The organism is Aliarcobacter trophiarum LMG 25534 (assembly GCF_003355515.1).
GTDB classification, from domain to species: Bacteria; Campylobacterota; Campylobacteria; order Campylobacterales; family Arcobacteraceae; genus Aliarcobacter; species Aliarcobacter trophiarum.
The window spans coordinates 1089551-1116036 of the sequence record NZ_CP031367.1; the positions used below are offsets into that span (position 1 = coordinate 1089551).

Here is a 26486-nt window from a genome sequence, read left to right on the forward strand (position 1 = left end):
GAAGAATTATGTTAAATAGAAGAAATTTTTTAGGTTTAGGTTTAGGTGCTATTGCAGTAGCTGCAATTCCAAATAGTTTAAGTGCAGAGGATTTTAGAACTACTAAACCAAAAGCTTGGACTGCTACAAAAGTTGATGATGCAGTTAAAGAGATTTTTGGCTCAACTGCTACAACTCAAGGTGGAATTTCATTAACAGCTCCAGATATTGCTGAAAATGGTGCAGTTATTCCAGTATCTTTTAAAACAGATTTAAAAGCAACTAAAATAGCAGTATTCCAAGATGCAAATCCTGAAAGTGCAGTTGCAGTATTTACAACAACACCTGATATGGTTTTAGATTATGCATTTAGAATTAAAATGGCAAAAACAGGTACTGTTACAATAATTGCAGATGTTGGTGGAAAATTACACTCTGTTTCTAAAGAGATAAAAGTAACAATCGGTGGATGTGGTGGTTGATTTAACCACAAAGAATCAATATTAAAAAACAAATAAATATATATAAATAAAAATAAAAGGATATAAAATGGCAGGAACAACAAAAATAAAAGCAAAAATTGATAAAAACGGTGTATGTGAAGTAAAAGCATTAGCAAGTCACGATATGTTAAGTTATCAAGAGGCAGAAAGAGCTAAAAAAGAGGCAAATTTTATTACGTATTTAGTTGCAAAAGTTGGTGGAAAAATTGTATATGAAGTATCTTCTAGTCAATTTTTATCAAAAGACCCTTACTTTAAATTCTCATTTACAGGTGCAAAAGTTGGTGATGAAATTGAGATAAGTTGGAAAGATTTAAAAGGCAATAGTGATATAACTGTAGAAAAAATCAAATAGTTTAAAACTATTTGATTTAAAATAAAAGGAGAGAAAATGCTTAACAAACTAGTTAAATCTACAATTATTTTAGCTCTAACAACAACAGTTTTAAGTGCTACTAATTTTAATGCAGGGGCTGAAAAAGATAGATTAGAGATGATTAAATTCTTTGAAGCAAAATTTGATGACCCAGCAAAAAATAAAGATAGATTTTTTACATACTTTACAGAAGAAGAGCTTGAACAAAAATATGATAAAAACCTCAAACATATGGACTTCAATATAGGAAGCTATGCATATTCAAAAGATGCAAGAAGCCAATATGAAGCTCTAAAAGAGATGCCACCATATGAAGATGCTATCGAAAAAGGTGAAGTTTTATATACAAAGAAATTTGCAAATGGTAACTCTTTACAGAGTTGTTTTCCTGATTTAACAAATGCAGGAACATATCCATATTATGATACAAAAACAAAAAAAATGGTATCTTTAACAAGTACTATAAATGATTGTTTAAGAGCAAATGGTGAAAAAGAGTGGGGAACTAAAAAAGGTCCTATGGCTGAATTTCAAGCTTATTGGGTAAATGAAAGCAAAGAAGCTGGTAAAAACTTTGATATAAAAATCAATAGTAAAGCTGAAAAAGAAGCTTATGAAAGAGGAAAAGAGTATTACTATACTCAAAGAGGATATTTAAAACTATCTTGTGCAACTTGCCACGTTCAAGGTTCTGGTCAAAGAGTTAGAAATGAGGTTTTATCTCCTCTTTTAGGACAAGTTACACACTTTCCTGTACTAAGACTTAAATGGACAGATATAGGAACAGTAGAAAGAAGACTTTCTGGTTGTGTTGTAGATCAAGGTCAAGTTCCACCAAAAGATGAGAGTCAAACTATGATTGAGTTGCTATATTTCTTAGCTTATATGTCAAATGGTATGCCAGTTGATGGTCCAGATGTAAGAAAATAAAGGATATGAAAATGAAAAATATTTTAAAAATTTCAACAGTAGTAGCTCTTTTATCTTTTGGACTAACTTTAAGTGCTGCAGAAGATTATTCAAAACTTGATGTAATAAAAGAGTGTGATGTTAAGGCAAACGGTCTTGAAAAAGTAATTAAAACTGCTGAAAAGTACAATAAAATAGCTATTGAACATAGTGTTGAATTCATGAGATTTGGTATGAAAGCTAGTCAATATATTGATTTTTCTAAAGAGGCTATCAAAAATGGTGCAAAAGAGATTGAGCTTGTAGATGAAAAAGCTAAGCCAACAGGCGAAAAAGTTTCAATTGAGTTTGCAACATGGAGATCTTGTAGTTTTGCAATTAGTGCTTTAACTCAAGAGGCTCAAGCAAAAAAAACTTGGAAACTAGCTAGCCCTAGTGATGGTTACAAATACTAAAAGTATTTAAAACTATTTTTTAAAAGTCAAGATTTTATCTTGACTTTTTTTATTTATAGAGCAAAAGGAATAAAAATGAGTAAATTTAGTAGAAGAGAATTTGTATATATGATGGCTGTTCTAGGAGCTGCTCCTGTATTTGCAAACTCACATACAAGAATGGTAGAAACTTCTAAAAAGATAGAAGATTATTATAAATTAAAACCTTATGGGAATGCAAGATTTATACATATGACAGATAGTCATGCACAGCTTTTACCTGTATATTTTAGAGAGCCTAGTGTAAATCTAGGTTTCTTTGGAAACTTAGGAAAACCACCACATATTGTTGGTGAAAAGTTCTTAGATTATTATGGAATAAAAGGTAATAAAAGATTAGAGTATGCATTTTCTTGTGTAAATTTTGAAGAGCATGCAAAAGTTATGGGAAAAACAGGTGGTTTTGCACAAATAAAAACAGTAGTAGATTTTTTAAGAGATAGTTTTGGAAAAGATAAAACCCTATTTTTAGATGGTGGAGACACATGGCAAGGAAGTGCAACTTCACTTTGGACTAGAGGTAAGGATATGGTTGGAGCTTTAAACTTACTTGGAGTTGATATATGTGTTGGTCACTGGGAGTTTACATATAAAGCTGAAGAGATTTTAGAGAATATAAAAGAGTTGAAATCTGAATTTCTAGCTCAAAATATTTTTGTAAAAGAGGACTCTATGATGAATGGAGTTGAAGCTTATGATGAAGATAGTGGACATGCTTTTAAACCTTATACAATTAAAAAAATGGGGAATGCAAGAGTAGCAATTATTGGTCAAGCATTTCCATATACAACTATTGCAAATCCACAAAGATTTATTCCTGACTGGACATTTGGAATAAATGAAAATAGTATGCAAGAGCTTATTGATCAAATCAAAGAAGAGGAAAAACCAGATGCTATTATTGTGCTTTCTCACAATGGATTTGATACAGATAAAAAGATGGCAGAAGTTTGTACTGGAATAGATTTTATTATGGGAGGGCATACACATGATGGTGTTCCTGAAGCATATCCAGTTAAAAATTCAGCAGGAACAACTTATGTTTGTAATGCGGGAAGTAATGGTAAATTCTTGAATGTTTTAGATTTAGATATTCAAAATGGAAAAATCAAAGATTTTAAATTTACACTTCTTCCAATCTTTTCTGATTTAGTTCCAGAAGATAAAGCTATGAAAAAATATATTGAAGATGTAAGGCTACCATATCTAAAAGAGCTAACTCGTCCAATTGCTACAACAGAAGAGACTCTTTTTAGAAGAGGAAATTTCAATGGCTCTTGGGATCAAATTATTTGTGATGCGTTAATTGATGTAAAAGGTGCTCAAATCTCATTAAGCCCAGGATTTAGATGGGGAACTTCAATTATGCCAAATCAAACAATTACTTTTGATGATTTAATGACTCAAACAGCTATGACTTATCCTGAAACTTACTTAAGAGATATAAAAGGTAGTGATTTAAAAGATATTTTAGAAGATGTTGCTGATAACCTATTTAATGAAGACCCATTCTTACAACAAGGTGGTGATATGGTGAGAACAGGTGGAATATCTTATAGAATCGATCCAAAAGCAAAAATTGGTAATAGAATTTCAAATATTACTTTAAGTAAAACTGGTGAAAAACTGGATGCAAATAAATCTTATAAAGTTTCTGGTTGGTCAACTGTTGGAGCAAAATCTGATGGTGAACCTGTTTGGGAGACTGTTGAAGCATATCTAAAAAATATGAAACATATAAGTAAATTAAAAATTGATACTCCTGATATTGTAGGAGTTAAAGGTAATCCAGGGATTATATAATCTAAAAAACATAAAGATTTTTTCTTTATGTTTTTTTAAATAGAGCTATAAGTTTATATTGTTCTATTTAGAAAAAATTTGGAGAATTTATATGAAAATCATATCTATTTTATTTGTTTTAGCTTTAACTCTATTTGCAAATTTTGAAGATGGTAAAAAAGTGTTTGATACAAAATGTATCTCTTGTCATAAAGAGTATATCCCTATGAACTCTATAAAAGAGAACTTCTTTGAAAAACAAAACTCTTTACTAAACTTAAAAGCTCCTAGTGCAAATATGATAGTTTTTGCAATGTTTGATAGCTCAAAAAAGATTGGAGATGAGAATGAAAAAGAGTTCCAAGAGCTAGAAATAGAGAGTTTTTTAAAATCTTACTTAGAAAATCCAGATAGATTTAACTCTATTTGCGATGATAATATTCTTCCATTCTATGATAATAAGGCTAGTATGAAAGGGCAATTAAATGATGAAGATTATAAAAATCTAACTAGTTATTTTTTTGGATACAAAGAGAATATAGATAAAAAAGATACTCTTAAATACTCAAACTATTCAGAAGAGCAAGAGAAAGAAATCTTAAAAAAAGCTACAATTGAAAATAAAAAAATAATAATATATGCAACTTCCGAGAGCTGTTATTTTTGTAAAAAAATGGATAGAGAAGTTTTTAAAGATATCTCTATAAGAAAAATGTTGGATGAAAATTTTATATTTTTAGAAATAGATATGGATAAGTTTTCACTGCCTTTTAATTTACAAAAAGAGTATAAAAGGCTTACTCCTAGTTTTTTCTTTTTAAATAGCAATGCGAAGTTAATATCTCAATACCCTGGAGCTTGGATAAAGAGTGATTTTATGAATATTTTAAAAGAGAATAAATGATGATTTTAGGTGAAGTTTTAGAAATATTTAGTGCAACAAAAGAGTCAAGTGGACTACCAAGACCAAAAGTTGTAAACTTAAATCTAATAGAAAACCATGGAATAGAGTTTGATAAATTCGCAAAAAAGAATCTTGACCAAACTGTTATGATTGTTGGTATAAAGTCATATCAATTAGCAAAAGCAAATAATATAGATTTGGAATTAGGGAGTTTAGGAGAGAATATCTTAGTAGATTTTGATCCTCACGATTTTAAAGTAGGAACTTGCTTTAAAATAGGTGATGCAGTTATTCAAACTACACAAATATGTACAGTTTGTAACCATTTATCCGTTTTTGATAAGAACTTACCAAAGCTTTTAAAAGGACAAAGGGGAATTTATTGTAAAATCATAAAATCTGGAAAGATTTTAAAAAATATGAATGTAGAGGAGTTATAATGTTTAAAAAACTGTTTTTAATTTTTTGTTTAGTTAGTTTTGTATTTGGAGAGAATAAATTTAGTGAACCAAAACCTAGCTTTGAAAATCCTAGAAAAGTTGTTTACTCTTTATATACAGGAGATATGGATACAGTAAATCATACTATTGGTTCTATGTATAATATTCTAAAAGAGTACCCAGCTGAAAGTTTAAAAATTGTAGTTGTTGCTTATGGAAAAGGTCTTAGGGCTTTAAAAAAAGATGCAGATAAACAAACTCTTACAAGAATAAGTTCTCTTATGGAGTATGATGTTGAATTTATAGCTTGTAAAAATACAATGGAAACTATGAAATGGGAAGAGAGTGATTTTATAGATGGTGTTTCATTTACTCAAGCTGGAATAGTAGAAGTAATAGAGAGACAAGTTGCTGGTTATATAGGAATTACAGCTTACTAAATAGATAAAAAAGGATAAAAAATGTTTAAAAAATGTTTGATTTTGACTTCAATTTTATTTGCAAATATTGCTTTTGCAAACAGTATAAAAGAGGATTGTAATAAAAAAGGTGAGGATTTTATATATGTACAAAATGAGTGTATATCTTATAAAAAATTTGATGGTGATGGTGAAGCTTTAAATATTATTATTCATGGAACTTGGGATGAAGGAAGTGATACCCTTGCTAGATATTCACCATTTGCTGAAGATATCGCTATGAGAAGTGATATTTCAACTATTGCTGTTGCTCTTCCTGGATATTCAAAAAGTTCATCAAACAAACTTATATCTATTGGAGATAAGAGAAGTAAAAACCTAGCTGCAACTAAAGAGTATGTAGAGTTTTTGGCTACTTTAGTTGAATCTTTTAAAACAAAATATAACCCTTCAAAAATAACTTTGATAGGACATAGTGCTGGTTGTATGATGAGTGCAACACTTCTAGGAGTAAAGCCTGATTTAGTTAATAATTTAGTTTGTGTTGGTGGAGTTTATGATATTCACAAAAAAAGTGATGATAAAAAACTAATCTCAGCAGTTGATGTAGTTGATAAAATATCGAAAAACAGTAAAATTGTACTAGCTTATGGAACTCTTGATGATATTTCAACTCCACAAACGACAATTGACTTTTATAATCTTGCAAAACAAAAAGGCTTAGATGTTAAACTTATAGAAGTAAAAGATGGTGTTCATATTGATTTAGACATGACAACAGAAGTAAAAAATGCTATTGTTGAATTAGTTGAAGAGTAGAATTTTTCTACTCTTCATCATAAAACTCTAACTCTCTAAAAGCATCAAAAACATTTCTACTATTTAGCTCATCAAACATAGCAATATCTTTAAAATCATCCATAGTTACAACTTTTGTTATCTCATCTGCAGTTATTCCAGCTTCAATAGCCTCTAAAACTCTTGTCTTTAAAAGTGTAAAGTAGTTTTTTGTATGCTCAGTTGCATTTTTTCCTGTAAGTGTTCCATGACCTGCAACTAAACTATTATAATCAAAGCTCTCTATAGTATCCAAAGCCTTTAAAGTACCAATAACTGAACCATCTCTATTTGAAGTAATTCTTTCATTCATTACGATATCACCTGAAAAAAGCACTTTTTCATTTGGTAAATATACTATTAAATCATCACTTGTATGCGCTTTCTCTTTAATTCTTAATATTCTTATCTCTTTATTTCCAACTTTTACATTTGCATTATCGCTTACAATCTCATCTGCTTTGATTACTTTTGTATTTTCCATATCTTTTGCATCTAAAATCTCAAAAATTCTAGGTTTTGAATTTTCATCATAATTCTCATTTATAGATTTTGGGGCATAAATTTTTGCATTAAAAGTACTTTTATAGAAACTATTTCCCATCCAATGGTCATCATGCTCGTGAGTTACAACTATTGTACTAACAGGAAGATTTTTAATCTTTTGCATAGCTTCATAAGCTTGTTTTGCAAATTTATAGCTAGTTCCACTATCAATTAAAACATAACTATCTTTTGCATCTATATAGCAAGAGTTTGCCATAAAACCACCATTTTCTTTTGAAGGAACTTCTGCCTTTCCAAAAAAACACCATACATCTTCACTTACTTTTTGTGGATTTAAGTTATAATTAAATCCAAAAGCATATATTGATAAAATAAGTGATAGTGAAATTTTTTTAAACATATTTCTGATCTCCTAGTTTTTATTATAATTTTTTATTATATATTAATATCGCTTTTATATTATTGATATTTATTAAATGAGGAATAAATGGACAAAAAACGACAAATAGTATTTAATTTAAATAACTTTTTATTAGCCTTTAGTAAGGCCTTTAATACAAAAAAAGCAACTTTTATAGCTTTAAATATTGCAAAAGAGCTAAACTTTTCAAATGAAAAACTAGCTGATATTTGCTCTTTTAATCTAGCTTATCCTTTAGGAGTTAAAGCCTTAGAAAATTTTGACTTTTTAGATAAGGCAAACTTAAATGATGAGCTTTTTTTAGAAATCTCAAATATCTCTCAAAAACTAGCTTACAATTTTGATTTCTCTATATTTAAAAAAGATTTAGAAGATAAGATTAAAGATTTTATAGAGAAAGAGAGTTTAAAAGAGGAGTTTAAAACTATTTTAATCACCCTATTTTCAAAAAAATTATTCTATTTAGAACTTTTATATGATGAAACTATAACTCTATTTATATATAAAAATTTAGATGATTTTACAAAAGCTTTGGAGTTTGAAAAGATTTTACAAATGACAAATGAGTTTAATTTATATATTGAAAAAGAGTCAAAAATAGTACAAAGAGCAGAAGTTTTAGCAGATTTTTTTGAGTTTGAACATAAAGATAAAGAGATTTTCAAAATTGCTTGTTCTTTAATAAATATTGGAAAACTATTTATCAAAAATACTAAGCAAAATGAAGATGAGAGAAGAGACCTAGGAATGTTCTACTCATATCATACAAAAATTATATTAGATGATATTTTGGGCTTTAGTGATATTTCAAACTTAGCTAGTAAATCTCAAGAGAGATTAGATGGAAGTGGAGTTTTTGCTCTCTCTTCAAAAGATTTAAGCTTTAAAGATAGATTAATAATTTGTCTAAATCTTTATAGTTATTTTAAAGAACCAAAACCATATAAAAAAGAGTACACTCATGAACAGACTATAGAAGCTATTAGAAAAATGGTAGATAGTGGAAAAATAGATGAGAGTTTAGTTGAGATTTTCTCAAAAGTTTTTGAAGAAGATATAAAATAATAATTTAAAAGGAAAAAAATGGAAGTAATTTACCCATATGCAAACTTAATCCACCTTGTTTTAGCAATAGTTTTTTTAGGATATGTATTTACAGATATAATTTTAATCTCTAAATTAAAAGAGAAAATTAACGATGAGGATAAAAAGAAAATAACTAAATTTCTGCAAGAAAAAACATTTAGAATATTTCCTATCTCACTATTAGTTATTATTTTAACTGGAGGAATGATGATTTCAAAATATATAAACTCAAATAGTGGTTTCTTTGAAACACCTCTACAACAACTTTTAATCATAAAGGTAGTTTTAGCTTCAATAATAGCTTTAGGAGTTTTATATAATCTTTTTATAAAGTTTACAAAAAGAGCAAAGCATCCATTTATGCAAAATCATTTTCATAAAGTCGTTTTGATTTTGGGATTTTTTATAGTAATTTTGGCAAAATTTATGTTTGTAGTTTAAAAAAACTACAAACTATAAATAGTTTTTCCAAGTCTTTGTAAGCCATCTTTTAATATTTCTTTGGGACAAGCAATATTTATTCTTAAAAAGTTATCACCATTTTCTCCATAAGTTATACCAGAGATTACTCTTAATTTTCCAAAATCTTCAAGCTTTTTAGATAGTTGTTTTGAACCTATATTTAAGTTTGAAATATCTAACCATAAAAGATAGGTAGATTCAGGAACTACTACTTTTATTTTAGGGATATTTTTGTTTATATAATCAATTAAAAAATCTTTGTTCTCTTCAAGATATACTAAAAGTTCATCAAGCCAATCTTCACAAGACTCATAAGCAGTTATAAAAGCTTCTATCCCAAAAATATTTATACTATTTGTAAAGTTTTGATTTAAAATTTTACTTATTTTTACTCTATACTCTTGTTTTGCAACAATAATATTTGAAGCTTTAAGTCCTGCAATATTAAAAGTTTTACTAGGAGCTGTACAAGTAATAGAGTTTTGTAAAAACTCTTCTGAAATTTGTGCAAATGGAGTATATTTATAGTTTTTAAAGACTAAATCTCTATGAATTTCATCACTTAAAACTACAACATTGTGTTTAATACAAAGTTCACCCATTTTCTTTAACTCTTCATTACTCCAAACTCTTCCTACTGGATTGTGTGGGTTACAAAGAATAAAAAGCTTTACTTTTTCATCTTTTACTTTCTCTTCAAAATCTTTAAAATCTATTTTATAAAAGTTGTTTTCATATATTAGATTGTTTGATATGATTTCTATCTCATTTCTCTCTATAACTACATTAAACATCTGATATACAGGAGATTGTATTAAAACCTTATCACCTTTTTGGCAAAAAGCTTGAACTATTGTACTCAAAGCTGGAACAACACCTATAGTTGGCTCAATCCACTCTTTTTTTATATCAAAACCATATCTTCTTTTCCACCAGTTTATCTCTGCATCAAAGTAAGCATTAGGAATAACTGGATAACCAAAAACTGCATGATTTACTCTATTGTTTAAAGCTTTTGTTATCTTTGGAGGAACTTCAAAATCCATATCAGCAACCCACATAGGAAGAACTTCTTCTTTTGTTGTATCCCATTTTGAGCAGTTTGTATCTTTTCTATTTATAATTTTATCAAAATTGTATCTCATATTTATTACCTTTTTAAAACTAAAGTATAGTAAAAAAGCTCTAAAACTTCATTCTTAAGCTATTTTGTACAAGCTCTTTAGCTTTTTTCTCAGTATCTAAGGCTATCTCTTTTGTCCTTGAAGATACTATAGCATTTTGTTGAGTTTGACTATCTAACTTATCAATCGTGCTATTTATCTGCTCCACTCCCAAAAGTTGCTCTTTACTTGAGTGCTCTATATCTAAAATTAGATTTGTAGAACTCTCTATATTGCTACTTAAATTTTGATAATCATTTATCATAGCTTGAGCTATATCTTTTCCACTATTTGCCAAAGATGTCGCTCTTTGCACTATATCTTTTATCTCATTTGCAGCTTCTGCACTTCTATTTGCTAAATTTCTCACCTCTTGTGCAACAACTGCAAAACCTTTTCCAGCCTCTCCTGCTGTTGCTGCTTCTACTGCTGCATTTAGTGAAAGAATATTTGTTTGGAAAGCAATTTGATCTATTACTCCTATGGCATCATTAATAGTTAAAACAGAGCTATTTATCTCTTGCATTGCACTTGATGTTTTATTTGCCATATCTTCGCCCTTTTTTGTCTTATCTTGAAGCTCTTTTGAAATATTTGCAATATTTGAGATGGCAAGATTACTGTTTCTTATATTTGAAGTAATCTCTTCAATTGAAGCTGATGTCTCTTCCAAAGAAGTAGCAGTTGTATTTGCACTAAGATTTAAATTATCTACATTTTCTAAAAGAGTTTTTGAGCTTTTTTCTAATTCAAGTCCCATATTTTTACTCTCATTTAACATAGATTTTATCGAGCTTGAAAGGCTATTTATTCCATCAACTAAATTTAAAAGGTGTGCTTTATAATCTCTATTTTCAATCTCTTTTGTGTAGTCATATTTTGAATACTCTTTTAAAACTTCTAAAATATTTACTATATTCTTCTCTAAATTAGTAGCCATACTATTTAAAACATTTTTTAGATTATTTAGCGCTGGATTACTTATATTTATCTTTAATCTTTGATTAAAATCTCCATTTGAGAACTCATTTAAAACCAAAATTGCCTCATCTATAAACTCTTTATCCTCTTTTAGAGAAATTTCCACAAGTTTTATATTATCATTTATCTGTCTTGCTATTTCACCAAATTCATCTACTGTTGAGATATTAATTAGTTCCACACTATTTGATTTTTTATTTAAATAGTTAAAAAATGACCCTAATGAATTTTGAATATCTTTTAGCGATTTTAGAGCCAGTTTTAGAGTAAAGAATATTGCAAAGCTAAGTAAAATTGTAGCAATAATAGATACAAATATTATCATATACATTGTTTTATAAGCACTTTCCAAAATCTCTTTATACTTTACAACTGAAACAATTTTCCAATTCCAAGCATCATAACTCTTTGAAATAATTAGATAATCTTCACTATTTTCAATCTCAAAATTATCCTCTATATTTAATATTTTATAGTAACCACTTTTTGCAATCGTTTTGCTCTCAATAGATTTCTTAAACTCTTGCATATCATTTGTAATATCAAATCCAATATATGAAACCGCAATAATTTTTCCATCTTTTTTTATTGGAATATATTTTGACATATACTCTTTGCCAAATAGTAAAGCTTTTCCAGTAAAAGACTCTCCTTTTATCAAGTTTTTGTAGCTAGGATGAGTTTTATCTAGTTTTGTACCTATTGCCCTGCTTCCATCCTCTTTTTTTACATTTGTAGAAACTCTTATAAAATCATCTCCTGATTTTACAAAAATTGTTGCTACAGAACCATTTGAAACTTTTTGGAAATAATCGACTATATCATAGTTCAGATTGATTGCTTTATTATTTATATGTAAAAGCGGAGTTTTGTTTTCACCTATTTGTATAGTTGTATTATAATCAACATCTATTCCTAAAAGCATACTATCAAAAAGATCTCCAATACTATTTGCTCCCAAGATTGCAACTGTATTAAAAGTTGAGATATTCTCTAAAATAAGATTTGTCTCTTTATTTAAGAACTCTTCATGATTTTTTTTCATTGTGCTAAAAGTGTTGTTTATTACAAAAAAAGATAAAACAGTCATTGAGATAATCACTGCTAGAACAGAAGCCACTATTACCTTGGCAGTAATTGATTTTTGTATAAAATTCATCTAGTTTTCCTATATTCATATTATGGTAAATAAAATTTTACCATAATATGAAAAAAATAACTATTATTTTAGAATAAAATATGTTTTTTAAACTATCTCTCTTTTTATACTCTCTTTTAGGCTACAAGTTATCTCATATGTGATTGTATTATGAATTTTTGCTAGTTCTCTTACATCATCAAAAAGACAAACTTCTTTTTCGTCACTATTTATGGATAAATTATCCATAGAAACACGACCTAAAACTCGAAATCCTTTTGGTGTTGTGTAGTTGTGATTTTCATTAAGTCTTAAAAAACCATCTCCATAACCTATATCATAAGTTGAAACTATCATATTTTCATTAGCAGTAAATTTCCCACCATAACCTACACTTTGAGCTTTTTTTAACTCTCTAGTTGCCATTTTTGAAGCCCAAAGGCTCATTACAGGTTTTAGTTTTGGAAAATCAAATGGTAAATCATCTTCTAAATATCCATAAGTAGCAATTCCTACTCTTGCAAAATCTTCATTTAGTTCTTCAAAATTCTTTTCTCTAAAAAGTGCACTTGAGTTACAAGAGTGAAAAGCTGGGATTGGTAAAAAAAGTTTTTCACATACCTCTTTTACCTTATATTTTGCTTTGGAAAAAAGTTCTTTTTGGAAGAAAAAACTTGTTGATAATTCATCTGCACCTTTATGGTGTGTGAAAACCCCAGTAATATTGACTTTTCGCTTAGAAAGCCCTAAAATAGCCTCTTCTATATCATCTATTGCTATTCCATTACGATGCATACCTGTATCTATTTTGATATGTACATTACTATTTTGTGGAATCTTTTCTATATTTTCAAGAGTGTTTAATGCTATGTGAAAAGTATGTGAATAGTTGTTGAAATCATTTGGAGCTAGGATTAAAATATAAGGAAAATAATCCTTTATTTTTTTTGCATCTTCTACACTTTTTACAACTGCTTTTTTAATACCAAACTCTTTTGATAATTTTGCAACTTCAATTATCCCATGACCATATGCATTATCCTTTAAAACTACAGCAACTTTATCTTTACTTGTTGCTTTTTTACTTATAAGTTCTAAATTATAAAAAAGATTATCTTTATTTAATAATATTCTAGACATACTCTTCCTTTTTAAAATAATCAACTATTTTCTTTGAATCAGCTTCATTTAAAACAGCTTTTAACTCTTCTAAACTTGCACTTTTAATCTTTTCAAACTCCCCAAAATATAGTAAGAGTTTTTTAATTTTTGCCTCTCCTATTCCACCTATTTGCAGTAGTGAAACCTTTTTATCCTCTTTTATCTTCTGTTTTTTATGAAAACTAATAGCAAATCTATGAGCTTCATCTCTTTGTCTTTGAATAAATTGTAATCTTTTATCACTAGGTAAAAGGTTTATACTCTTATATTTTCCATCTTCTCTAAAATGAACTATATCTTTTGCATTTCCTTTGGCTCTATATGCTTTGGCATCTACTTTTTGTTTTGAAATTGCAATAATATCCAAATTTACCCCAATACTTTGTACAATATCAAAAGCTAGTTTTAGCAAAGTCTCTCCACCATCTATAATCCACAAATCAGGAGCTGGATTTTTCAAAAAGCTATCAACTCTTCTAATTAACATCTCTCGCATTTGAGAATATTCATCTAAACTTTCAAGATTATAGTGCCTAAAAGCTTTTTTATCAAAAGAGTTTAACTCTTCACTCCAAACAACCATTGCTCCAACTGTTGCTTGTCCCATTAAATGGGAATTATCAAAACTCTCTATTAAGTTAGGAGTTGTTTGAAGAGAAAACAACTCTTTTATCTCTTCATAAATTGTAGTCTCTATTTTTGAAGCTTCAACTCTTAGAAGTTCATCACAATTACTTAAAGCAATTTTTACAATAGTCGCTTTTTTATCTATCTTTGGATTTGTTATTCTAATCTTTTTATTAAATTTACTATATAAAAACTCTTCAACATCATCTAACTCTAATATATCATCTGCAATAATAATCTCTTTTGGAGTTATCAAAATTTCGTTTGAATAGTAGTTTATTATAGCTCTTTTGTAAGCTTCTTCAATATCAAATTCTAAAATATCATTTATTTTTATGAAATCATAGTTTGAAGAGGCAAGTTTTCCATCTCTTATAAACATACGTACAAGAACAGCTCTTTTTTCAATACTTTTTATAGCAAAAATATCTAAATCTTCATTTGTTGCCAAATCAATAGCTGACTTAATTTGTGATTTTTCTATAGTTTTTATCCTATCTCTTAAATTCAAAGCCTCTTCAAAACGAAAATTATCTGAATACTCTTTCATCTTCTCTTTTAGTCTAGCTATAAGTTTTGATTTATTATAAATATAAGTTAAGGCTTCATCTAAAAGTTTTTTATACTCTTCTTTACTTATTTTACCCTCACATGGAGCTTTACATTTTTCTATTTGATAAAAAAGACAAGCACTTTTACCTTTTATGCAAGACTTTTTTTGAACCAATGGAACTATCTCATATATGCTATCTAGCATATCTTTTGCTCCACTTGAGTATGGTCCAAAATACTTTATATTTTTTCCTTTTTCTATCTTTCTTGTAATTTCAAGTCTCGGGAAATCTTCATTTAAATCTACAAAAATATATGGATAGGTCTTATCATCTCTTAAAAGTACATTGTATTTTGGTTTAAGTTGCTTTATTAAAGAGTTTTCAAGAATTAGTGCCTCATTTTCATTTGGAACAATAATCCACTCCAAAAAAGTAGTTTCACTAATCATTTTATATATTCTTGGACTTAGTTTATCAGCAGGTAGAAGTTTTGGAGTGAATTTAAAATAAGATTTTACTCTGTTTCTTAGAATCTTTGCTTTTCCAATATATAAAAGATGCCCATTATTATCAAAATATTGATAAACTCCAGCATCCTTTGGTAACTCTTTTATTTTATCTTCTAAATTCATTTTGCAATAGTATCTAAAAACTCTTTTTATTGACTTTATAAGCTATTTTGTTGCTAGTAATGAATTATATAATACCGCCCAAAACAATGAATCTAACTTAAATAGGGGATATTAGAAGATGAAAAATTTGAATTTTGGTACAAAATTATTATTGCTCTTAGTAGCAAGTGTTGTACTATCACTTGGAACTATGATTTTTTTTACAACAAAGAAACAATATGAAAATGCAGAAAATCAAGCAAAAGAGTATATAAAGGTTACTGTTAAATCTTATGCAAATGAACAAAAAACTATTTTAGATAGTACAATAGATGTAGTTTTTTCTATGGTTAATAGAATTGAAACAGGTATAAAAACAGATGAAAAACTTACAAAAGCTGGTATGGTCGAATTTGAAAAAAATATATTGAAAAATAACGATTTTTTATTTTCAGCTTGGATTGGCTTTTCTGATGATTCTTATTTATTTGATAGATATGATGGTAGTGACAAAAATCCATACTACACACCAAAAGGGATTTTTCAGCCTTTAGTTACATCAATTGGTAATGGAAAATATGATGTAGAGTATCTTCCTGAATTTAATAAAAATGATATATATTTAAAACATGCTATAGAAACTGGAAAAGTTGCTATAACAGAGCCATACACTTATGAGATGGCAAATGGAAAAAAAGTTTTAATGGTATCTATTTCAGCTCCAATTTTTGTAAATGAGAAAATTATTGGTGTTGTTGGTGTTGATTTCTCTTTGGAAACTTTAAATAAAAAAATCTCTGAATTAGTTTTATTTGAAACAGGGTATCTATCTTTATATGAAACAAATGGGATAGTTGTATCTCATCCTAAAACTGAAAGTATTGGTAAACCTTTTTCAGATTTAACAACAAATCCTATTATTCTGAGAATTGTTGAAGATGGAGTAAAAGGTAAAGATTATGACTATATATCTAAAGCTTTAAGAGATGGGAGAGAATCATATACATACTCTTACCCTTATGAGTTTGGAGATACAAAACAATATTGGATGATGGCTTGTTCTGTTCCTGTTGAAGAGTTTATGAAAGAGATAAATGCAGTACGAAACTTCTCTTTAATTTTTGCTTTAATAGTAACAGGATTAATCATAGCAATAGTAATGTACAGTATGAAAACACTAAGTAGAAATTTAACTCTTATAAGTAATGGTCTTCTAAGTTTTTTTGCTTTTTCAAATAAAGAGAGCACAAAAGTTGAGCTAATAAATCTTAATAGTACAGATGAGTTTGGAACTATGACAAAAGTAATAAACCAAAACATTGTAAAAACACAAGATTTAATAACTCAAGACAATGCTTTAATAGAAGATGTAAAAAGAGTTGTAAATGAGGTAAAATCTGGGAATTTAGATTCAAAAATAGAAAAATCAACTATAAATGAAGAGCTAGAAGAGTTAAAAAGTAGCTTCAATGAGATGCTTGAAGTTACAAAAAGAAATGTTTGTTCTGATATAAATAGAGTTGTTGATGTTCTTGATAACTTTGCAAAACTAAACTTTACAAAGAAGATAGAAAATGACAATGGAAAAGTTGCAAGTGGTATAAATCAACTATCAACAATTATAAATCAAATGTTAGCTGAGAACAAATCAAATGGTTTAACACTAGAAGAGAGTTCACATCTTCTATTATCAAATGTAAATAAATTAAACTTAAGTTCAAATGAAGCAGCAGCATCACTAGAAGAGACAGCAGCAGCATTAGAAGAGATAACTTCAAATATAAGAAATAATACAGAGAGCATTGCAAAGATGTCACATCTTTCAAATGGTGTTACAAAAGCAGTAAATGAAGGACAAGCTATGGCAAATCAGACAACAACTGCAATGGATGAGATAAATACACAAGTAAATCTTGTAAATGAGGCAATAGGAGTAATTGATAATATAGCATTTCAAACAAATATTCTTTCACTAAATGCAGCAGTAGAAGCAGCAACAGCAGGGGAAGCAGGGAAAGGGTTTGCAGTTGTTGCACAAGAGGTAAGAAATCTAGCAACAAGAAGTGCAGAAGCTGCAAAAGAGATAAAAGAGATAGTAGAAAGAGCAACAGTAAAAGCTAATGAAGGAAAAACTATTGCTACAAATATGATAGATGGATATAAAAACTTAAATACAAATATCTCTTCAACAATGAATTTAATATCTGATATAGAGAATGCTTCAAAAGAGCAACTATTAGGGATTGAACAGATAAATGATGCAGTAAATCAATTAGACCAACAAACTCAACAAAATGCTATGATAGCTAGTCAATCACATGATATTGCTCTAAGTACAGATGAGATAGCAAAACTAATAGTAGAAGATGCTAATCAAAAAGAGTTTGTAGGTAAGAGTGAGGTAAAAGCTAAAGAGATAGGATTAAAGAAAGAGGTAAAAGAGCATATAATAAACTCTACAGCTAAAAAGACAGTAAAAGCAAATCAAAATACAAACACTTCTAAAGTAAAAGAGATTAAAGATAACTCTAATAGTGATGAGTGGGAAAATTTTTAAATTTAAGCACTTATAGCAAAAACTATGAGTGCCATAAAATAAATAATCTAAATGTTAGAAATTAAAAGACTCTTTGGGTATTTAATTTTGGTAATTCACCATGTAAGTATATAAAATGATTAATAATTTTCCTTTCAAAATCTCTATATTCCAGAATTTTAACAAATCTAAAATAAAGTCTATCTCCATTATTAATTAAATTTTTAATCTCTGATATATGTGCATATTTTGTAATATATGTTCTTAATCTTTTTTTTATATCTTTTGATGAGCCTATATAAATAACTTTATTTGTCAAAAATGGATATATTTCAATTTTACTAGAAGACAATTCATAAACTCCTTTTATATTATTTGGTAAATAAGATATGTTTTTTTTATTTAACTCTCTTTTATTTGAAAAGAAATTTGTAATTAATAAACTCGAATCTATATCATCTTTTTTATTAACCTTTGAAATTAAATACTTATTTCTAATATCACATATAACCCTTCTTGATAGTTTTATATTGTATTTTTCGTATAATAAGATTGATATTTGTTCATCACTTCTTAAACTATTCATATTACTATTAATAATATCTTTTATGTATATTGAATAAATAAACCTTTTTCTAGGCATTAAATAATCTAATTTATGAATGCATCTATTAAATAAAAAATAGGTATGAGTTAGTACTTTTGATAAAACTGAACTATCAATATATTTATCATAAACTTTTATATATCTAATTATAAACTCTTCTCTATCAATAATTTTCATATTAAAAAAATGGTTTGTATTTAAAAAATCTTTTTGTAAAAATATTAAAAGTTTTATTATATTAAACCTAGTTTCATTTACTATATTAATGTTCATAAGTTTTAAATGGTTATCATTTTCTAATTTCTCTTGATAATCAAATTTAATCAACAAAAGTTTATAAAAACAATATTTTGTATCTTCATACTTAAAATAACTATTTGATAATATTGTTCCAAAAAAATCTTTTGAAAAATACTTTACAATAACTTTTTTTTCTTTACAAGCCTTCTTGAACCATTCAGTATTTAATACTTGTTCTTTTATATATTTAATATATTTATTTAAACTCATAGCATATAGTTTATTCATAATTAAATAAAACGAAATATTCTTCATAAAAACAATTCTACCCAAATATTAAATTAAAAAATTTAATCAAATTTAATAAAAAAACTTTGGTTTTATAATTGAAAGATAAGATAAGATAAGATGAAAATCTATTTTAAGGAGAAGAAAATGTTAGACAAAAAAAACTCAGAAATTTATACTCTAACCATGGAATTACTAGAGTATGTTGAAAATGAATATTTGTCACATAAACATGACTTTAATGATATTTCTAAAAGAATCTTTTTAAAAGATATTATTAATAAAGTACATGAAGTAAGAATACTAGTTCAAAAATATAATTTACATAAGGAGCAAATGGATGTTAAAGAATTTTAGTACAAGAATAAAACTATTTTTATTCCCAATTTTATTTGTTTTAATAGTATTTGGGTCAGGGATTGTATACAAATATTTTAGTAATATTGCTAATGAAAGAAACAATATTGCAATTATAACTGAGGAACTTGTTCAACAAAACTTAAAAGGAAGAATTTCTGTTTACCAATTTTTAAGAAATTCTTCTGAAGATAGTAAACAAAATGTATTAAATCATTTTGAAGAGCTAAAAAAAGATAATCATAATTTGAAGATTATTTTATTTGAGGAAAAGAACAAAAATTTAAGTGATGAAATTTTAAACTTTTTGAACGAGTATATCTTAGAGTTTAACTCACTTTCAAAAGATAAAATTTATAATCTTGAAAATGGAATAACGATAGAATCTGATGAGATAAAAAATAGAATTTCTAAAATGGTAAATATAGGTTTAGAATTAGAAGAAAAAATATTTGAGATAAATAAAGGAGCTATAGAATTACGGGATGAAGCATACATTACCTTAGATACCGACTTAATTCTTCTAGCAGTTGTAACTATAATAATATTCATCATAATATCAATATTAATATCAAATTCCATAGTAAACTCAATAAATAGATTTAAAGATGGACTTTTAGGTTTTTTTGCATACTTAAATAGAGAGGAAAAAGATAGTGAGCTTTTAGATGATAGTTCAAAAGATGAGTTTGGACAGATGTCAAAAGTTGTAAATGAGAATATTATAAAGACTAAAAAAGGTATAGAAGAGGATAGAAAATTAATTAGTGAAACTATAGAGGTTTTAGGAGAGTTTGAGCAAGGTGATTTATGTAAAAGATTAGATACAAAAGTAGAAAATCCAGCTTTAATGCAACTTTCAACAGTGATAAATGGTATGGGGGATGTTTTAGAGAAAAATATTGAAAATATTTTAGATGTTCTTGAGAAATACTCTTCATATAACTATGTAGGTAGAGTTTCAACAAAAGGTTTAAAAGAGCAACTTTTAGGTTTGGCTAATGGAATAAATTCTTTAGGAGATTCTATTACTTCAATGCTTTGTGAAAATAAGGCAAATGGTTTAACACTAGAAGATAGTTCAAAAATTCTTCTATCAAATGTTGATAAATTAAACTTAAGTTCAAATGAAGCAGCAGCATCACTAGAAGAGACAGCAGCAGCATTAGAAGAGATAACTTCAAATATAAGAAATAATACAGAGAGTATTGCAAAGATGTCACATCTTTCAAATGGTGTTACAAAAGCAGTAAATGAAGGTCAAGCTATGGCAAATCAGACAACAACTGCAATGGATGAGATAAATACACAAGTAAATCTTGTAAATGAGGCAATAGGAGTAATTGATAATATAGCATTTCAAACAAATATTCTTTCACTAAATGCAGCAGTAGAAGCAGCAACAGCAGGGGAAGCAGGAAAAGGGTTTGCAGTTGTTGCACAAGAGGTAAGAAATCTAGCAACAAGAAGTGCAGAAGCTGCAAAAGAGATAAAAGAGATAGTAGAAAGAGCAACAGTAAAAGCTAATGAAGGAAAAACTATTGCTACAAATATGATAGATGGATATAAAAACTTAAATACAAATATCTCTTCAACAATGAATTTAATCTCTGATATAGAGAATGCTTCAAAAGAGCAACTATTAGGGATTGAACAGATAAATGATGCAGTAAATCAATTAGACCAACAAACTCAACAAAATGCTATGATAGCTAGTCAATCACATGATATTGCTCTAAGTACAGATGAGATAGCAAAACTAATAGTAGAAGATGCTAATCAAAAAGAGTTTGTAGGTAAGAGTGAGGTAAAAGCTAAAGAGATAGGATTAAAGAAAGAGGTAAAAGAGCATATAATAAACTCTACAGCTAAAAAGACAGTAAAAGCAAATCAAAATACAAACACTTCTAAAGTAAAAGAGATTAAAGATAACTCTAATAGTGATGAGTGGGAAAATTTTTAAAAAATCCTCTATTTCAAAGCTTAGTATATAGTTTTACTAAGCTTTGATACTTTTTTAGATAGACTACTTTTCCAAATTCAACAAGATTAACAAATCAAAAAAGAAAAAATATGAAATTAATATCAAAAGATGCTCCACTAGAACTCTCTATTTTAAAGATGAGGAAAATAATAGATGATTTAAATTTTAAAATAAAACTATCAAAAGAGAAAAATCCTGTAAAAAATAGTTTTTCAGTAAATTTAAGTTTTGAAGGTGCAAATAACTACATCTTTTCAAATGGAAAAGGTTCAATCTCTGACGCATCTTTAGCTAGTGCTTATGGTGAATTTATAGAGAGATTGCAGACAAACCTATATTTTAATGATTTTTATCTACAAGATAGAAAATTTTTTTACGACCAAAAAGAGTTTGAAAAAAATAGTGACTTTTTAGATAAAGAGATAAAAAAATATTATACTTTAAAAGGTATTGAAAAAGATGATTTTTTAGATTTTAATTCAGACCATTTTTCTAAAATTGTCTCAATTCCATTTATAAATCAAACTAATAAAAAAGAGATTTTTTTCCCTATAAATATACTATCAAATCTCTATGCAAGTAATGGTTTATCAACAGGAAATACAAAAGAAGAAGCACAAGTTCAAGCCTTATGTGAGATTTTTGAACGATATGTAAAACTAAAAGTAATAAAAGAGGGTTTAGCCCTTCCACTATTTCCAAAAGAGGTTTTAAACTCTTTTACTAAGATAAATGAAGATATAAAAACTTTAGAGGAACATGGTTTCAAACTAAATATTTATGATGCATCTTTAGGTGGAGTTTATCCAGTTACTGCAATATCTTTTATAAATCCAAAAAATAATACTCTTTTTTTATCTTTTGGAAGTCATCCTATTTTAGAAGTTTCAATCGAAAGAACATTAACAGAGCTTTTACAAGGAAGAGAGATAGATGAACGTAATAGCTTTGAAAAACCAACTTTTGATATGGAGGAGATCTCTTCAAGTTCAAATTTGGAGTCTCATTTTGTTGATTCAAATGCAAAAGTTGGCTTACAATTTTTAAGCTCTAAAAAATCATTTACTTATACTCCTTGGAAGTTTAATTTAGAAAAAAGTAGCAATCAACTTATCATTTTAAAAGAGATTTTAGAAAAAGAGGATAAAACAATTTATCTTAGAGAATATGACTATTTAGGCTTTTACTCTTGTCATATGATAGTTCCAAATTTTTCAGAAATTTATCCACTTGAAGATATGATTTATAACAACAAGAATCAAGGAAAACTAATCCGAGATTTTATCTTAAATAAAGAAAACTATGAGTACGAAGAGATTTTAGAAGAGTTAAATAGCTTTGATGACTCTATAAATATGGGAGCATTTATTGGTGTTATTTTTAAAGAAGATTTCTCTTTAGGTGAGTTCAAAGCTGATCTCTTGATTAAATTAAAAGAGTATGAAGAGGCTATTTTTCACCTTGAATTATCAAATAAAAAATTTAAATATATCTTGGCACAAGTTTTAAGAGTTTATCAAGATAATTTGAGCCTTGAAGAGTTTAAAGAGCCTCTTTTTGATATTTTTGAAGAGAAAAATATCAAAAGAGCTATAGATATTATTGAAGAGAAAAGCTCTTTGATAAACTTAAAGTTTGCAGATGAATACCTAAATATTTTAGATATGTTTGACAAAAAAAACAGATAGCAAAATAATCTTGCTATCTATTTTAGTAAACTTGCTTTACAAGAAGTTTCATCATTTGCTGGAATAATATGTCTTAAAAATCTCGAATATTTTCCTACATAATCAACCTTTGGATATTTTGCTCCAACTTTTAATAAAATCTCATTTTGTCTTAACCAATCAAGCTCTACAGGAACAGCATCTATCCAAGCACAATTTGTAAGTAAATCCTCTATCCCATCAAGATTTGTTTCATCAACTTTTTTACTATATTTTGCATACAATTTCAAATATGTAGCTTCAACACTTTGTGGTTTTTCATCTTTAAAGATAAATACAACTCTAAAATCATCACCACTTAAACCACTATCTAGTGGTAGTGTTGCCAAAGTAGAAATTACTTGAAGATTCTTATGAAGCTCTTTTTCCTCATAAAATGGTTTAAAAGCTTCTACACAATATCCCAAAAATCCATCTTTTAGCTTAAATACAGCTTCACTTTTTGTACAATCAACATTCTCACCACTTTGTTTTAAAGCTGCTAAAAATATTGCTGCACTTTTATCATTCTCATTCCAATTTACAACTGGATATGTAGCTTCTAAAACCAAGTTAGGATTTAAAACTCCTCTACTAACTCTTGCAATTCCAAATCCTAAAGGTTGTTTATACCAACTCTCTTTAATAATACTCTCTACAAGAGCTTTAAAATCATCTTTTGTATTTATCATTTTCTCTTCCTTTTTAATTTTGATTTTACTCAATTTTTAATAAATTGTATCCATATCTATTGAAATATTAGTTGATTTTAAGTGATGCAAAGCTTTTAAAAGAGGCTTTACCTCTTTTGAACGAATAAGAATTTCATATCTATATTTATTTGCAATTTTAAAAATTGCACACTCACCAAAGCCTACAATCTCTATATCTTTACTATTTTTTAGCTCTTTTACAACTAAACTTAACTCATCTTTTACTTTTAAGCCATTTGTTGAAGACAAAACAACACGTGCAAGTTTTACAAAAGGTGGATATAACTCTTTTCTAAACTCTAACTCACTATTTAAAAACTCTTTATAACTACCATCTTCAAGATAATATTTAAAAAACTCTTCATTTTTTGTCTCAATTACAACCTCTCCAAAACCGTTTCTTCCACTTCTTCCAGCAATTTGTAAAAGTAAACTCAAAGCATTTTCTCTTGCTTTATATGAGTTCATATTTAGTAAACTATCCATTCCCAAAACAACTGCAAGTTTTACATTGTGATAGTCATGCCCTTTTGAAAGCATTTGAGTACCAACTAAAACATCTATTTTATTTTCATTAAACTCTTCAAGTATATTTTTAAGAGATTTTTCACTCTTTACACTATCTTTATCAAATCTTTTTATAACACTAGATGGAAACTTCTCTTTTAAAATCTCCTCTATTTGTGCAGTTCCAACTCTATGATTTCTTACTATTCCAGTTTTACAAGAGGGACAAAAATCTGGAATTTTTTGTGCAAATCCGCAATAGTGACATTTTAAGGCCAAATCATTTTTATGTAAACTCATAGAGACACTACAAAATGGACACTCAACACTTTTTCCACAATCAAAACATATTTGATGCTTAAAATTTGCTCTTGTAGGTAAAAATACTATTGTCTGATTTTTATTTTCAATACTTTTTTGTATCAGCTGTATAGTTTTTTCTGAAATATTTTGACTACTATTTTCAAAGATATAGCTCTTTTTAGTCTCATAAAAGGTCTTGTCAAGTTCAAAATATGGAATTTTATAAAAACTATTTAAAGATGGTGTTGCACTTCCCAAAATAAGTCTTAAGTCAAACTTTTTTGCTATAAAGATTGCTAAATCTTTTGCATTGTATCGTGGAGTTGTATCACTTTTATATGAGCTATCATGCTCTTCATCTACAATAATCAAACCCAAATCTCTATATGGCAAGAAAAGAGCTGACCTAGCTCCTGCTATTAATTTTATCTCTCCATTTTGAAGCTTTTCTAAAATCTCTTTTTTTCTCTTTGCTGTTACTTTTGAGTGCCAAATTGCAACATTTGTAGAAAAAACTTCCTTTAGTCTTTTTTCCATTTGAGGAGTAAGAGATATTTCTGGCATTAAAAAAACTGCTTGTTTGCCTTGTTTTAAAATCTCTTTTACTGTTTTTATATATATTTCAGTCTTTCCAGCACCAGTTTTTGCAAAAAGTAAAGCTTGTTTTTTACTATCTAAAAAACTTTTTGCCTCTTCTTGAAAAGATGATAAGTTTATCTCTTTGTTATACTCAATCTCTAAATTTTTATAAGAGATATTTTTATCAAAAGCTTGAAATAGACTCAAAGCAAATCCCATAGAACAAATATAATATTTACTTACAAAATCAGCAATTTCTAGCATAAAGCTACTATAAAATTCATCTTTTATAGATAAAATTGTACTACACTTAAAATCTGGTTTATCAACTTTTTTTAAAACAACTGCTAAATTATAACTCTTTCTATTTGCTAAAAGAACTTCAACCAAAGAGCCATTTTCAATAATCTCTTCACTTTGATAAGTTAAGTTTTGTAAAGGGGATTTTAAAATAGCAACTTCGTAATAATTCACAACAAATCCTCACATAAATCTTTACTATTCAAGCATAAAAACTCACCATTTTCTAGTGCAAACTCATATTTTATTTTTCCTGTAAAAAAGACATATCTATTATTTGATATTTTTGCCCAATATCCATTTTTAGAGATATTTGTTGAAGTTGATATAGATGGAAAATCAAAAATATATTCAAATAGTTTCTCATTTTCAACATCTATTTGTGCACTATCTAAGCTTTTTATGTATTCGAAGTTTTGAGCCAATACTCTTTTTGCTCTATCTTTTTGTATTCCATTTTTTATAAGAGCTATATCTGATTTTAATTTAGTTAAATTACTATTTTCCAAAAAAGAATTAAATTTTGGAATAAAAAAAGACAAAATAGTAGCAAGAACTACTATAAAAATCACTATTTCAAGGGTAGAAAATGCTTTTTTTCTAAAACCCAGCGATTTTATTTGCAATATCCTCAACCTCTTTTCTAAAAGTCCTATACTCTTGATTTAGCTTCAAATATGCCAAAAGAAGTGATTTTGTTTCATTGTTTTTGTCAAGATCTAAATACTTACAAAGCTCTTTTTCAAGCTCTTCATCAACAGAAATTGTATAAGCTTTGTTATTTATATGAAATGTTAAATCTTTAATCATTTTGTATTTGCCTTTACCAAAGTTAATGTACTATCGATTTTTAAAATCATATCTTGATTGTTTCTTTCAAGTTTATCATTTTCATCTATTAGTTCACTTATTTTTTGTTCAAGTGCTATTTTCTCTAATTTGATTTTTGCATGTTCTTCTAATAAATTATCAATTCTCTCATTTAAAAGCTTAATAATTTGCATACTTTTAC

The 26486-nt window shown here is 27.5% G+C and carries 26 protein-coding genes; 15 read left to right on the top strand and 11 right to left on the bottom strand.

Annotation, left to right across the window (positions count from 1 at the left end; all coding sequences use genetic code 11):
- Positions 1-8: 8 nt before the first annotated feature.
- From soxY to ATR_RS05635, 9 genes are all read left to right on the top strand, one after another.
- Entirely contained in the window at positions 9-461 is a 453-nt protein-coding gene (gene soxY, locus ATR_RS05595) for a thiosulfate oxidation carrier protein SoxY (protein ID WP_115428494.1), read from the top strand.
- Positions 462-528: 67 nt separating this feature from the next.
- A complete protein-coding gene (gene soxZ, locus ATR_RS05600; protein ID WP_115428495.1) occupies positions 529-837 on the top strand; it encodes a thiosulfate oxidation carrier complex protein SoxZ in 309 nt (102 codons plus the stop codon).
- A 36-nt stretch (positions 838-873) separates the two neighbouring features.
- Positions 874-1788 carry a sulfur oxidation c-type cytochrome SoxA gene (gene soxA, locus ATR_RS05605; RefSeq protein ID WP_115428496.1) on the top strand — a complete coding sequence of 305 codons (915 nt, stop codon included), beginning with the start codon at positions 874-876 and terminating at the stop codon, positions 1786-1788.
- Positions 1789-1799: 11 nt separating this feature from the next.
- The gene (locus ATR_RS05610; RefSeq protein ID WP_170126884.1) at positions 1800-2222 is read left to right on the top strand and encodes a hypothetical protein; all 423 of its coding nucleotides are present in this window, start codon (positions 1800-1802) and stop codon (positions 2220-2222) included.
- A gap of 75 nt (positions 2223-2297) precedes the next feature.
- Positions 2298-4064 carry a thiosulfohydrolase SoxB gene (soxB, locus tag ATR_RS05615; RefSeq protein ID WP_115428498.1) on the top strand — a complete coding sequence of 589 codons (1767 nt, stop codon included), beginning with the start codon at positions 2298-2300 and terminating at the stop codon, positions 4062-4064.
- A 91-nt stretch (positions 4065-4155) separates the two neighbouring features.
- Positions 4156-4947, top strand: a complete 792-nt coding sequence (locus tag ATR_RS05620) for a thioredoxin family protein (RefSeq protein ID WP_115428499.1) — start codon at positions 4156-4158, stop codon at positions 4945-4947.
- Entirely contained in the window at positions 4944-5387 is a 444-nt protein-coding gene (locus ATR_RS05625; protein ID WP_115428500.1) for an MOSC domain-containing protein, read from the top strand. The genes ATR_RS05620 and ATR_RS05625 overlap by 4 nt, the downstream gene beginning before the upstream one ends.
- Positions 5387-5827 carry a DsrE family protein gene (locus ATR_RS05630; RefSeq protein WP_115428501.1) on the top strand — a complete coding sequence of 147 codons (441 nt, stop codon included), beginning with the start codon at positions 5387-5389 and terminating at the stop codon, positions 5825-5827. The genes ATR_RS05625 and ATR_RS05630 overlap by 1 nt, the downstream gene beginning before the upstream one ends.
- Positions 5828-5848: 21 nt before the next feature.
- Complete coding sequence (locus ATR_RS05635; RefSeq protein ID WP_115428502.1) at positions 5849-6625, top strand: alpha/beta hydrolase; 777 nt, start codon at positions 5849-5851, stop codon at positions 6623-6625.
- Positions 6626-6632: 7 nt separating this feature from the next.
- On the opposite strand, the gene ATR_RS05640 is transcribed toward ATR_RS05635, so the two are convergent.
- The gene (locus tag ATR_RS05640; RefSeq protein WP_115428503.1) at positions 6633-7550 is read right to left on the bottom strand and encodes an MBL fold metallo-hydrolase; all 918 of its coding nucleotides are present in this window, start codon (positions 7548-7550) and stop codon (positions 6633-6635) included.
- An 87-nt stretch (positions 7551-7637) separates the two neighbouring features.
- On the opposite strand from ATR_RS05640, the gene ATR_RS05645 reads away from it, so the two are divergent.
- Positions 7638-8636 carry an HD domain-containing phosphohydrolase gene (locus ATR_RS05645; protein WP_115428504.1) on the top strand — a complete coding sequence of 333 codons (999 nt, stop codon included), beginning with the start codon at positions 7638-7640 and terminating at the stop codon, positions 8634-8636.
- An 18-nt stretch (positions 8637-8654) separates the two neighbouring features.
- Complete coding sequence (locus ATR_RS05650) at positions 8655-9098, top strand: hypothetical protein (RefSeq protein ID WP_115428505.1); 444 nt, start codon at positions 8655-8657, stop codon at positions 9096-9098.
- Between the two features lie 5 nt (positions 9099-9103).
- Here the strand turns inward: ATR_RS05650 and ATR_RS05655 are convergent, their stop codons facing one another.
- The 4 genes from ATR_RS05655 to uvrC all read right to left on the bottom strand — a co-directional run bounded on the left by ATR_RS05655 (position 9104) and on the right by uvrC (position 15375).
- Positions 9104-10264: a MalY/PatB family protein gene (locus ATR_RS05655; RefSeq protein WP_115428506.1), complete on the bottom strand. Its 1161-nt coding sequence runs from the start codon at positions 10262-10264 to the stop codon at positions 9104-9106.
- 40 nt (positions 10265-10304) lie between these two features.
- Positions 10305-12422 carry a methyl-accepting chemotaxis protein gene (locus ATR_RS05660; protein ID WP_115428507.1) on the bottom strand — a complete coding sequence of 706 codons (2118 nt, stop codon included), beginning with the start codon at positions 12420-12422 and terminating at the stop codon, positions 10305-10307.
- Positions 12423-12509: 87 nt separating this feature from the next.
- Complete coding sequence (locus ATR_RS05665) at positions 12510-13541, bottom strand: alanine racemase (RefSeq protein ID WP_115428508.1); 1032 nt, start codon at positions 13539-13541, stop codon at positions 12510-12512.
- A complete protein-coding gene (gene uvrC, locus ATR_RS05670) occupies positions 13534-15375 on the bottom strand; it encodes an excinuclease ABC subunit UvrC (protein ID WP_115428509.1) in 1842 nt (613 codons plus the stop codon). Before uvrC ends, ATR_RS05665 begins: the two co-directional genes overlap by 8 nt.
- Before the next feature lie 118 nt (positions 15376-15493).
- Between uvrC and ATR_RS05675 the strand changes: the two genes are divergently transcribed.
- Complete coding sequence (locus ATR_RS05675) at positions 15494-17911, top strand: methyl-accepting chemotaxis protein (RefSeq protein WP_115428510.1); 2418 nt, start codon at positions 15494-15496, stop codon at positions 17909-17911.
- A gap of 61 nt (positions 17912-17972) precedes the next feature.
- On the opposite strand, the gene ATR_RS05680 is transcribed toward ATR_RS05675, so the two are convergent.
- Complete coding sequence (locus ATR_RS05680) at positions 17973-19052, bottom strand: GIY-YIG nuclease family protein (protein WP_115428511.1); 1080 nt, start codon at positions 19050-19052, stop codon at positions 17973-17975.
- Positions 19053-19172: 120 nt separating this feature from the next.
- On the opposite strand from ATR_RS05680, the gene ATR_RS05685 reads away from it, so the two are divergent.
- From ATR_RS05685 to ATR_RS05695, 3 genes are all read left to right on the top strand, one after another.
- Entirely contained in the window at positions 19173-19382 is a 210-nt protein-coding gene (locus tag ATR_RS05685) for a hypothetical protein (protein ID WP_115428512.1), read from the top strand.
- Positions 19366-21345 (top strand): methyl-accepting chemotaxis protein, encoded by a 1980-nt coding sequence (locus ATR_RS05690; RefSeq protein WP_115428513.1) that lies wholly within the window; start codon positions 19366-19368, stop codon positions 21343-21345. Before ATR_RS05685 ends, ATR_RS05690 begins: the two co-directional genes overlap by 17 nt.
- A 110-nt stretch (positions 21346-21455) precedes the next feature.
- Positions 21456-23054 carry a YcaO-like family protein gene (locus ATR_RS05695; RefSeq protein ID WP_115428514.1) on the top strand — a complete coding sequence of 533 codons (1599 nt, stop codon included), beginning with the start codon at positions 21456-21458 and terminating at the stop codon, positions 23052-23054.
- A 17-nt stretch (positions 23055-23071) separates the two neighbouring features.
- Here the strand turns inward: ATR_RS05695 and ATR_RS05700 are convergent, their stop codons facing one another.
- Genes ATR_RS05700 through ATR_RS05720 form a run of 5 tightly spaced genes read right to left on the bottom strand, consistent with a single transcriptional unit; the run spans position 23072 to position 26478 of the window.
- Positions 23072-23764 (bottom strand): tetrahydrodipicolinate N-succinyltransferase N-terminal domain-containing protein, encoded by a 693-nt coding sequence (locus ATR_RS05700; RefSeq protein WP_115428515.1) that lies wholly within the window; start codon positions 23762-23764, stop codon positions 23072-23074.
- Between the two features lie 36 nt (positions 23765-23800).
- The gene (locus ATR_RS05705; protein ID WP_115428516.1) at positions 23801-25648 is read right to left on the bottom strand and encodes a primosomal protein N'; all 1848 of its coding nucleotides are present in this window, start codon (positions 25646-25648) and stop codon (positions 23801-23803) included.
- On the bottom strand, positions 25645-26100 hold the full coding sequence (locus tag ATR_RS05710; protein ID WP_115428517.1) for a hypothetical protein: 456 nt from the start codon (positions 26098-26100) through the stop codon (positions 25645-25647). Before ATR_RS05710 ends, ATR_RS05705 begins: the two co-directional genes overlap by 4 nt.
- Entirely contained in the window at positions 26075-26284 is a 210-nt protein-coding gene (locus ATR_RS05715; RefSeq protein WP_115428518.1) for a hypothetical protein, read from the bottom strand. The genes ATR_RS05710 and ATR_RS05715 overlap by 26 nt, the downstream gene beginning before the upstream one ends.
- Positions 26281-26478 (bottom strand): hypothetical protein, encoded by a 198-nt coding sequence (locus ATR_RS05720; RefSeq protein WP_115428519.1) that lies wholly within the window; start codon positions 26476-26478, stop codon positions 26281-26283. The genes ATR_RS05715 and ATR_RS05720 overlap by 4 nt, the downstream gene beginning before the upstream one ends.
- Positions 26479-26486: the final 8 nt, after the last annotated feature.

Bases quoted from the DNA above. Each gene is read 5' to 3' on its own strand.
- soxY (WP_115428494.1), top strand. From the start codon at position 9: ATGTTAAATAGAAGAAATTTTTTAGGTTTAGGTTTAGGTGCTATTGCA.
- soxZ (WP_115428495.1), top strand. From the start codon at position 529: ATGGCAGGAACAACAAAAATAAAAGCAAAAATTGATAAAAACGGTGTA.
- soxA (WP_115428496.1), top strand. From the start codon at position 874: ATGCTTAACAAACTAGTTAAATCTACAATTATTTTAGCTCTAACAACA.
- ATR_RS05610 (WP_170126884.1), top strand. From the start codon at position 1,800: ATGAAAAATATTTTAAAAATTTCAACAGTAGTAGCTCTTTTATCTTTT.
- soxB (WP_115428498.1), top strand. From the start codon at position 2,298: ATGAGTAAATTTAGTAGAAGAGAATTTGTATATATGATGGCTGTTCTA.
- ATR_RS05620 (WP_115428499.1), top strand. From the start codon at position 4,156: ATGAAAATCATATCTATTTTATTTGTTTTAGCTTTAACTCTATTTGCA.
- ATR_RS05625 (WP_115428500.1), top strand. From the start codon at position 4,944: ATGATGATTTTAGGTGAAGTTTTAGAAATATTTAGTGCAACAAAAGAG.
- ATR_RS05630 (WP_115428501.1), top strand. From the start codon at position 5,387: ATGTTTAAAAAACTGTTTTTAATTTTTTGTTTAGTTAGTTTTGTATTT.
- ATR_RS05635 (WP_115428502.1), top strand. From the start codon at position 5,849: ATGTTTAAAAAATGTTTGATTTTGACTTCAATTTTATTTGCAAATATT.
- ATR_RS05640 (WP_115428503.1), bottom strand. From the start codon at position 7,550: ATGTTTAAAAAAATTTCACTATCACTTATTTTATCAATATATGCTTTT.
- ATR_RS05645 (WP_115428504.1), top strand. From the start codon at position 7,638: ATGGACAAAAAACGACAAATAGTATTTAATTTAAATAACTTTTTATTA.
- ATR_RS05650 (WP_115428505.1), top strand. From the start codon at position 8,655: ATGGAAGTAATTTACCCATATGCAAACTTAATCCACCTTGTTTTAGCA.
- ATR_RS05655 (WP_115428506.1), bottom strand. From the start codon at position 10,264: ATGAGATACAATTTTGATAAAATTATAAATAGAAAAGATACAAACTGC.
- ATR_RS05660 (WP_115428507.1), bottom strand. From the start codon at position 12,422: ATGAATTTTATACAAAAATCAATTACTGCCAAGGTAATAGTGGCTTCT.
- ATR_RS05665 (WP_115428508.1), bottom strand. From the start codon at position 13,541: ATGTCTAGAATATTATTAAATAAAGATAATCTTTTTTATAATTTAGAA.
- uvrC (WP_115428509.1), bottom strand. From the start codon at position 15,375: ATGAATTTAGAAGATAAAATAAAAGAGTTACCAAAGGATGCTGGAGTT.
- ATR_RS05675 (WP_115428510.1), top strand. From the start codon at position 15,494: ATGAAAAATTTGAATTTTGGTACAAAATTATTATTGCTCTTAGTAGCA.
- ATR_RS05680 (WP_115428511.1), bottom strand. From the start codon at position 19,052: ATGAAGAATATTTCGTTTTATTTAATTATGAATAAACTATATGCTATG.
- ATR_RS05685 (WP_115428512.1), top strand. From the start codon at position 19,173: ATGTTAGACAAAAAAAACTCAGAAATTTATACTCTAACCATGGAATTA.
- ATR_RS05690 (WP_115428513.1), top strand. From the start codon at position 19,366: ATGTTAAAGAATTTTAGTACAAGAATAAAACTATTTTTATTCCCAATT.
- ATR_RS05695 (WP_115428514.1), top strand. From the start codon at position 21,456: ATGAAATTAATATCAAAAGATGCTCCACTAGAACTCTCTATTTTAAAG.
- ATR_RS05700 (WP_115428515.1), bottom strand. From the start codon at position 23,764: ATGATAAATACAAAAGATGATTTTAAAGCTCTTGTAGAGAGTATTATT.
- ATR_RS05715 (WP_115428518.1), bottom strand. From the start codon at position 26,284: ATGATTAAAGATTTAACATTTCATATAAATAACAAAGCTTATACAATT.
- ATR_RS05720 (WP_115428519.1), bottom strand. From the start codon at position 26,478: ATGCAAATTATTAAGCTTTTAAATGAGAGAATTGATAATTTATTAGAA.